This window comes from Staphylococcus pettenkoferi, assembly GCF_002902685.1.
Lineage (GTDB): Bacteria > Bacillota > Bacilli > Staphylococcales > Staphylococcaceae > Staphylococcus > Staphylococcus pettenkoferi.
This window is the reverse complement of sequence record NZ_PPRN01000078.1, coordinates 1-501: the sequence shown is the minus strand read 5'-3', so window position 1 is coordinate 501 and position 501 is coordinate 1. Positions and strand designations below refer to the sequence as shown.

General features: G+C 35.3%; 1 protein-coding gene. It reads left to right on the top strand.

Annotation, left to right across the window (positions count from 1 at the left end; translation table 11 throughout):
• A partial coding sequence (locus tag CD126_RS11365) for a transposase (RefSeq protein WP_142381372.1) occupies window positions 1–501 on the top strand: 501 nt, incomplete at both ends.

The window sequence follows — 501 nt, the reverse complement described above, 5'->3', positions numbered from 1 at the left end:
AGTCAACGAATGATGTAGCGAGTGCGATGAGCTTTATTTATTGTGATGCCGTCAATCATGATGTTATTGAAATATTACCTGATCGTCGCAAATTCAAGTTAGAAGAACACTTTTTAAAGTTTTCTCTAGAAGAACGAAAGCGAGTCAAAGCCGTCACGATGGATATGTATCAACCGTATATGGATTTAGTTGAAGACCTGTTTCCTAACGCTAAAATAATTATCGATCGTTTTCATATTGTACAAGCTGTTAACAGAGAAATTAACCGGTGTCGCGTCAGAGTAATGAACCAATTTAGAACGACAGAAAAGCGTAAATATAATAAGCTTAAACGTTATTGGAAGCACCTTTTAATATCGCCTATAGATCTTGATCCAATTCATTATAAGTCTTACAGACTATTCGACTTTTCGCAGAGTGAGCACTCTCTCGTTCAATACTTAATAAACTTAGATGATCTATTACATGAAACTTATAAGGTAGGTCATCAAATACTCGACG